Annotated in this window: 5 protein-coding genes; 2 read left to right on the top strand and 3 right to left on the bottom strand. The window is 48.1% G+C overall.

Annotation, left to right across the window (positions count from 1 at the left end):
- Window positions 1–186: 186 nt before the first annotated feature.
- Entirely contained in the window at window positions 187–5,766 is a 5,580-nt protein-coding gene (locus tag VIM87_RS10315) for a hypothetical protein (protein ID WP_331996917.1), read from the bottom strand.
- Window positions 5,767–6,210: 444 nt separating this feature from the next.
- On the opposite strand from VIM87_RS10315, the gene VIM87_RS10310 reads away from it, so the two are divergent.
- Window positions 6,211–6,726: a hypothetical protein gene (locus VIM87_RS10310; RefSeq protein WP_331996916.1), complete on the top strand. Its 516-nt coding sequence runs from the start codon at window positions 6,211–6,213 to the stop codon at window positions 6,724–6,726.
- A 40-nt stretch (window positions 6,727–6,766) separates the two neighbouring features.
- A complete protein-coding gene (locus VIM87_RS10305; protein WP_331996915.1) occupies window positions 6,767–7,342 on the top strand; it encodes a hypothetical protein in 576 nt (191 codons plus the stop codon).
- Between the two features lie 232 nt (window positions 7,343–7,574).
- Here VIM87_RS10305 and VIM87_RS10300 read toward each other — a convergent pair whose 3' ends face one another.
- Both VIM87_RS10300 and VIM87_RS10295 read right to left on the bottom strand, forming a co-directional pair.
- Window positions 7,575–7,892, bottom strand: a complete 318-nt coding sequence (locus VIM87_RS10300; RefSeq protein ID WP_331996914.1) for a nucleotidyltransferase domain-containing protein — start codon at window positions 7,890–7,892, stop codon at window positions 7,575–7,577.
- 3 nt (window positions 7,893–7,895) lie between these two features.
- Window positions 7,896–8,271: hypothetical protein (locus VIM87_RS10295; protein WP_331996913.1), on the bottom strand; the 376-nt coding region annotated here is incomplete at its 5' end.

Raw genomic sequence — 8,271 nt, 5'->3', positions numbered from 1 at the left:
GTGTGGCGTTATCGTCCGGGGCCGGTAAACCGGTGGCATAAGGGGTGAACGGGTCTTGGTTCCGGGGGATCAATACAATGTTCAGGGCTAATTTTTTCCCGTCAAATCCCTGGGGAAACACCATTACTGTATATCTTCTCTTAGCTTCCATGTGTGCTGTTTTTGTAATGAATGATTGGGGTGACCTTATGCGATCTGCCGGTCTTCACCCCAGGTTTTTGAAAAGCTGATATCGATGATGAGGAAAATGCTGATGTCGAGCGCAAAGGTTACCTGTGCGGAGGTTTCTGTTTTATTGCCGGTCTTTTCCACAATGCCTTTGGCTTCTATGCTGATGGTAACGCATACCAGGCCGCCCAGCAGCTCTGCGTTACCGCGGAACAGCATCATGGCGGTGATCACTACCTTATCCTTATCTGCATACATTTCAACACCTACCATAAAGGTTACGCTGGCATGGCCTACCACCGGCAGGCTTACCACTATCTGCACACCAAAAGCAAAGGCCAGCGTAAGGTTGGGGCCTACCTTGGTATCACAGGCTATCTTTACATCCACAGAACCCTGGGCAAAGATGGAGCCTACGCCTACGGACATGCACATTACACTGAGGCCGCCATGGAATTTCAGGAAAGCGCCTGCTGTGGGCAGCAGCTGCCCGGGATCAGTAGTAACCTTTAATGCGGCGTTGAAATACACGCCTACACCCAAAGAAGCTTCCAGCTTCAACGGTGTTTGCGCGCTGTTATACAGCTCGTCTGTTGGCGGAAAACGCACCAGCGGAATATCTTTGGTGGCTTCAAATTTATACTCCCATATTTCACCGCTGTTGCTCATGGCAATCTTAAGCCCGCGTTTCATGGCTTCTGCATAATTGCCCTGGCTCAGCTGCGCCAATACTTCCAGGATATCTATTACCGGCTGCAGCGCATCACTGAACTCTATTTCCGGCACGGGCAGGCCTATGCCGCTATCCCCGCCTTCATAACCACTTTCCTTGTTCTTGCTGGCATCAAAATTCCCTTTGATGGTCATGAGCTTTTTCATATCGCCCAGGTCCACGATCATGGAAAGGTTGTTTAAACGGCTCTTCCATTGTTTACCCATATCGCTGGCAAAGGAATCCACATCAAAATTCAGCTTGCCATCGCCATAGGCGCTATCCGGCTGGGGATGTGTTTTTTTCTTGGTGGTGGCGTAGTGAATGTAAATGCGCAGGGCTTCTGTATCTACCAGCGGTATATCAAAGGGTGGTATATCAAAGTTCATGGCTTTATCCACCAGGCCGTCAATGCCTTTCTGCAACAGGTTCATGCCCTGGTTTATCACGGCTTCTCCTGCTTTTTCCGCTTCTACCTTTAACAGCTCCAGCACCTGTGTGCCTCCATCTGACAAAGCATTAGTAACAAAGGCTACGGCTGCATTACCGGCGCTGTCTATCCCATTCAGCATAGGCATGGCCTTGCCGAAATTATCTATGGCATTGCCAATGTTTGGGAAAATACCGTTGCCGGTCATCAGGCGGTAAGCATCTGCAAAAATGGGCGGCGTTTTACTCAGCAACATTTTTTGCAGCTTACCATAAGCGGGGGTAAGGAACAATGCTTTTTGCGTGGCTGTGCTTTGCAGGTAACCAAAGTTAATAGTGCTGTTACCCGGGGCGCGCAGTATTTCCAGCGGGTGCGCAATGCGCAATAACTGGCTGGTTACCACGGCAGGATCCACCACTACATCTTTCTTCCATTTACCGGTACGTATAAGCGGCACCGTGGTGCCGGTGGGCAGCGGCGTTACATCGCCTGTGCCGGCGTTATGCGTTATCATGGCCCAGCTGCCGTCTTTCGGCAGGAACACATTGCCGCGTGCGGCTACTACAAATACCTTGTTGCCGCCGGCATCTACAGAGGGGTTCACATCAAAGCGGTTCAGCCGCATCTGCTGATCGCTGTTGTTAATATCCACCACGCAATCCAGGTCGCCGCCAATGCTGTCGTTCTGCAAGGCCAGCAGCGCCCGCAGCTGGTCTACAGTTAAGGGTTTGCCTGCAGGCGCTACCTGCACATAACCCAATATTTTTTTAGATACTACGCGGTGCTCAATATGTCCCTGTACTACATTTTCTATTTCCACATCTGCATCAAAATATACGCCGCCGCATTTCACGGGTTCGTGCAGGGTATTGCCGGTAGTATTGGTGTAGATCTGGCCTTTGATACCATTGAGGTAATCGGCGCCATTGGGTATATCATTGGTATCTGTGTATTCTGCTACAGAAGGCGCATCCTTGATGTTGCGCACATTGAACAGGCCTTTGATAATACCGGGATGAAATTCATAAGGCTCATTTTCTGTTACAAAATCATTGGGATTGGTGGTATAAGGGTCCACCCCTTTCTTTTTATAGCGGTATGAGAAATCGAACTTACCGTCGCTTTCCGCTTTCCAGCCGCTGTCTGTGCGGTACACATAACCGGTGCCGGTGCGGAACAGGGTAATGGTGCGCACCACGCGGATGCCCCAGGGGTACAGAATGCTTCTTACCTGGATCACCTCATGGGCGGTGCGGCCCAGCATCACATCAAAGCGCGCCTGGCTGGTTTGGGCCATGGCAGCGGAAGGGCTTAACCAGTTGCTGAACATGCTGGCGCCGTAACCGGTAATATCCATACGGCTTACGGGTACGCCCCTGGAATCTTTTACCAGGTTAGATAAGCTGAGCACACCGGTGAGGAATTCATTATTGAATATTTCCGTTACGCGGTGCCCCAGGTTACTGCCTACCGTGGGCTGGCCCACAACATTTAATAGATTATTCAGCTGCACTACATAACCGGGGAACATCGGCGAATCATTGCCCATTTCCGGATCGGTTTTACCAAAGGTGCCGGCTGTCATGCGCAGCTGTATGCCACCCCGCAGCTTGTAGGTACCATCTGCCTGCTTACGGAATACAGGCCGTATATTGGCCATATCCGGCTTTTGCGGCTCTATAAAGTGTTTGGATACATAATTGATCGCTTTTAAACCAAATGGCAGCGTAAAGGCGGATACGGTGAAATTCTGCGGGTTGTTCTTAAACTCATCCAGCAATGAATTTATTACCGGTATGGGCGCTAATGCCACGGGTTTAGGGTTGTTGTTCCAGATGCGGGTAGGACCGCCATCATCCGGGAAGTACATGAACCCAGCTTCAGGATCCATGGGCAGCTTGGGCGAGGTATTGTCCAGCGGGTTATCCCGGTCCGGCGGTGTAAGGTTAATAACCGGCTCCCAGGCAAATTGCGGCAGCGTAAAGGAACGCACCAGCACACCAGGTGTTTTCACCTGCATGCCTTCCACAATGAACGGGAAACCTGTGTTAGTGGCTACTACTGCGGCTTCATTAACTGCAGCGGCACCTGCAATGCCCGGTGTGCCCGGCACCACGGTGCCTGTTTTCACAATGATCATTTGCCCGCTAACGCTGATGCCTAATTGATTTGCGTTGCTGCTCACATCCAGCAGGGCAAAGGGTTCTGCATTCAGGCGGTTGCCTACAATGGCATTGTCCCACAGGTTGCCGTAGGTATATCCCTTGTTGGCTTCTGCGATCTGCCCCTGTAAGGCCTGCCCGTCCAGCGTGGTATCCAGTGCGGGTTGCTGCTGGTCGGGGATGGCAGCTTTAAAGTCCGGGCGCAGGGTGAGCTTTTCCAGGAAAGCATTATTTTCTGCGCCTGCTTTTTCCAAAGAGGCGGCATTGATCTTTACAGCGGTGCTAACTGCGCCAAAGGATCTCAATGCCCGTGGTGTAACGGTTAGCTTAGTATTACGTGTGAGCGCGGCGCTCCGTATATTGGGGCTTACTGCCGGTGTGGGTGTGGGCACTGCTGCCGGGGTACCGGGCAGGTTGGCAATATCACCAGGAGGTAATGCGCCAAAGTGGAAACCGGTATTTACATCATCTGTATCCTGGTTAACAGGACTGTATCTTACGGCGCACAGCAGCATGCTGATGGGCGTGGCGGCCAGGTTGCTGCGGGTACCGCCCTCCCTGCCAAACAAGCGCTCCCAGGTACGCAGGTTGCCCACATAAGGATCCGGTAAGGTGGGCAGGTAACGATACAGTACAAACGAAAGGAAAAAGTTGGCGCGGGTTACCTGTTGCCAGCTCTCATTACACTCACCGAATAACAAACACGCATTCACCGGGGATACAGTGAACACGGCATTTTCCAGCGCAATGGCCACCGGTTTTATAACCGGCGCTGCAGTTGCTGTGGCAATGGTATTATCGGCAATAATGTTATCATCATACAAATAAATTAAACGGCGGGTATCGCTGGCGCCCAGCATCAGCAGTGATGAGCGGGAACGAATATCAAACACTTCCCCATTCACTTTTACCGGCCGGTCTGTTTTAAAATCGCTGTTACATACGGTACTCACAAACTCCTGCGCCTGCGGGCTGTTGCAGCTGTAAAAGAAAGGAGAGTTGGCGGTGAATGTAAGGTCAACGGAAGAACGGCGCGGGTGCTGTGCATCTTTCCAGAGGTCCAGGTGCTGCGATGCCCCGGTGATATCAGATAACAGGTCAATGATCACAATGGCGCCCGGCGCGCCGGCTATAACCGGCTGGGTTAAACGAACATCTTCGTCCTGCAAATTGGTCCATACAGCGCGCAGGCCCGCATCACATTGCAATAGCAGGCCGCCGTTGCCTTCTGCTTCCAGGGGATTATTTACATCCAGCACTGCTGCCGGCAGGCTCCAGTAACTATTCAGAACGGGCGCTGTGCCGGAGAAAGTAACAAAGGGGCTTTTGCTGGATGTAATGGAAAGCTCTGCTACACTGGCTTTCCAGGGTACCAGGATCTGGTGAAAGGTATCGTTATAAATGAGGGCCGGGTTAGGCACCGGCTGGTAGTCAAATTTAAGGGAACTGCCATACAGCTCGCATACGGCGCTGCCGATGGTCATGGTGGAAATACGTTTTGTATTGCCGTTCCAGGTAAAGTTCCAGGTATCCGGCAGCTGGTATTTAGCCGCACGTGCGTCACTACCGAAGGCAGATGTACCTGCGGCGCCATCATCGGCATCCTGAGCCAGCTGCAGGGCAAAGTCCATACTGGTGCTGGGGTTCAGGGTGATCTTACCATTCTGCAAGGTGGGCGCCAGGCTTAGCTTCAGCGTGCCGCCTTTTACCTTTACGCCCACAAACCTATCTACCGGCGCAGTGGCGGAAAGCAGCCGTGCATTGATCCACATGCTGCCGGCTACAATGGTATAGTTGCTGGCAGCAGTACCAATGGGCACTACACGGCCTACGGATGCTGAGAACAATAACACCGGCTGTGTGCCCATGTATAATGTGATGAGCTTTACTACGCGGTACACATCGATCCATATTTCCCTGCCTTCATTATTGAGGAAAGGGCCCATGGTATCCACCGCTTTTGCGCCTGCAGCCCATTCCGGCACACTGCCCGACAGCTGGGCGCTGCGTACGGGTACGCTGCGTACATACACGCGTAAACCATCATCTGTTTGTTGTTGGGATGCCTGTTTGGCGATGGCTGCAATGTTATCAAGACTGGCAGCGCTGATCTTTTCCCGGGCATAAAGATCTGAGTTGGCGAAGAGCTGCTCACTACCGGTATCGTCGCTATGCACCAGGGATGCAGCTATGCGCTGGCGGGCCTGCTGCAATGCTTTTTCCTGCTCCGGTGTTGCAGCGTGCAAATGGCCGGTAATGCCTTCCAGCAACGACGTTAATTGGGGTTCCGTCATGGTGTACCTGATTAAAGAAATGGAAAATTTGGGGTATACAGTGTTGGCCTGTCTATTGGGGTAGCAATTCCGAACGTGATTTAAAACTACAAATATTCTGAGGAAAAGAAAAAAATAAATGAAAATTGTGAAATACTCTTTGCACGTATATCTTCAGACGCTCTTACTCCCAACAATATTGCCGATATCTATAACTCAGCACTGGCAAATGGAATATACATTCCTGACAATACCTGGTTACATATACGGGGAGCAGCAACCGGTAACAAAATACTGTTTGTCGTAGATTTCTCTAACAAGGAGGCAGAAAGCTGGGTTGGCGTCCAATCATTGGATAAAAAATAGTGGATCGGGTATACATTAGAAACTTTCTTAAGTTTATGTAATTTACAGTTGTTAAAGTCACCAAGGTGAATTTGTAACTAACTATCAAAACATTCATTAATGTACGATCAGGAGAAAGTAAATGACTTTATTTTTCGGTCTGAGAACATTGCAAAAAAATTTGACAAAGACGAAGCCTTTGCAATTATTTCTTCTGAAATTGATGCTTGCGAAGACAGATATTTACAGGAGTATATTACTGCTCTAAATTTTATCCGCCACGAGAAAGTCCTTGATTGGATTGAAACAAACACAGAACGAATTGTTAATATTAATCTTAATTGGGGGCACCTTGCGGCAAGTTCTTGTTTTAATTGGGATAAAGCAGAAAAATGGTTAACAAAAGGAAGACCTTTGAGCTTGATCGCCCTTGATGCATTGATATTTTGTACAACAAATGGAGACAGATTAAATCAATCACCCTGGATGCGGCAAATTCAGCCCAAACTAATTGACAACCCGAAGCCAGAAATTGTTGCTACAAGACTCCAAAAATATTTGAGTGTAGACAACGTACCAAGGACAAAAACTGCTATACAACGAATAATTTGGAATATTTTCGAGGTTGATCATTAGCAATTTTCAGACGATTGAAATTATCATAATTCGCAAAACATTGACAGAAGATACTGTAATAACACAATCCTTTCCTTCAGCTCTTCGTGAAGAAATAGCGTCGCTTTTAAAGCAGTTTGCATTTGTAGCTAAGTATGAAACATCGGCATTTTTTGAAGTGATAGTAGATAATGAGACATTAACGATACCTTATCGGGTTTATTATGACGAAAGCGTACTCTCACATCTCAATGGTTTGACATCGATGCAACTGGACATCATCTACTGCATTTATTCAAGACACGCAAATGGATTTGTACGGCAAAAGTGCATCTCAGCAATTATTGCATCAAAGCATAGCTGGACAATGCCGTTCATAATCCGCATTACAGGTGAATATGTTATAGAGATACTGGAAAACATTTACAGTCAAATGGAATCCATAGACAGTTTAAATCTCCGGAATTTCCTTTTGACAAACAAAGCGTTTTATAAAGTAACAAAGGATCGAGTTGCAAGCTACTGGAATTATTATTATAGGATGCGTTATAGGCAGAAAGATGACTTCGTTGGATTTAAGGTTCTAAAATATTTTGATGAAATAATAATGGCAGGACAAAAACCACCTACAGTATGATGCCCCAAAAAAAAGCCCCCGCACTCTTGTGAAGAACGGGGACGAATGTGTACAACTAAAATAAAATGAAAAAAAATGCAATAAAATTAAAAAATGCTTGTCTTGTTTGTTTGTCAAAAGCTGAGGACTTCAGGGATTCGAACCCGTTGAAATAAGGAACCTTTGGGGGTATTTATCACAGCAACCATGCTGTCCTTTTGTAGTAATTCAAAGATACTACATTTATAATTACTCACAACTTTTTTTCGTACAAAACTTTTCCTGATCTTAAAATAACTGCAATGAATGAATGCGGTGTGCGCAGCTCATTTGCAACCTCTTCCGGTGTATAGAATAAACAGTCTACTCTTGTTACGGAAGAATAGAACGTGCGCCGGATATCCAGTCCACGCAAGTGCTTGGGCAGATCGCTGTGTTTGATCACCAGTATATCTATATCGCTCTTACTGGTTTGCACGCCTTTGGCGTATGACCCGAATAAGTAGATCTTATCCGGATCATAACGCTGTATCAGGCGGTTGGTTATGGTGTCTATAAAGTCATCGATCATATGCTAACTGTTCACCTGGTATTTGATCACGATCAACATTTCTTTGATCTCGTCTTCTGTTAATAATTTGTAAGTAGTGGAGGCCGTTTTCCTGATCTTGATTTGCAGCGGGGCCAGTACGGCAGGCGCTGGCAGCGCCTTATCCGCAATGTGCCACTGCTCGCCTGCTACCCTTGCGGCGGTAAGCAGATCGGCATCTGCATCGCCAAACAAAGGTTTCACCTGGATCTTGTATTCATCCATATTATCCATATAACCGTAACAGGTGATGTTGCTGATCTTCACGTTCAGGCTGCGGGTAAAGAAGGGGAAACGGTCTTTCGTAAGCGCAATGTCCAGCTGCTGATCTGCATTATTTTCAGGATGCAGGAACTTATAC

This window comes from Chitinophaga sp. (assembly GCF_036569125.1).
GTDB lineage: Bacteria > Bacteroidota > Bacteroidia > Chitinophagales > Chitinophagaceae > Chitinophaga.
The sequence above is the reverse complement of the archived record's forward strand: the minus strand, read 5'-3'. Positions and strand labels throughout refer to the sequence as shown.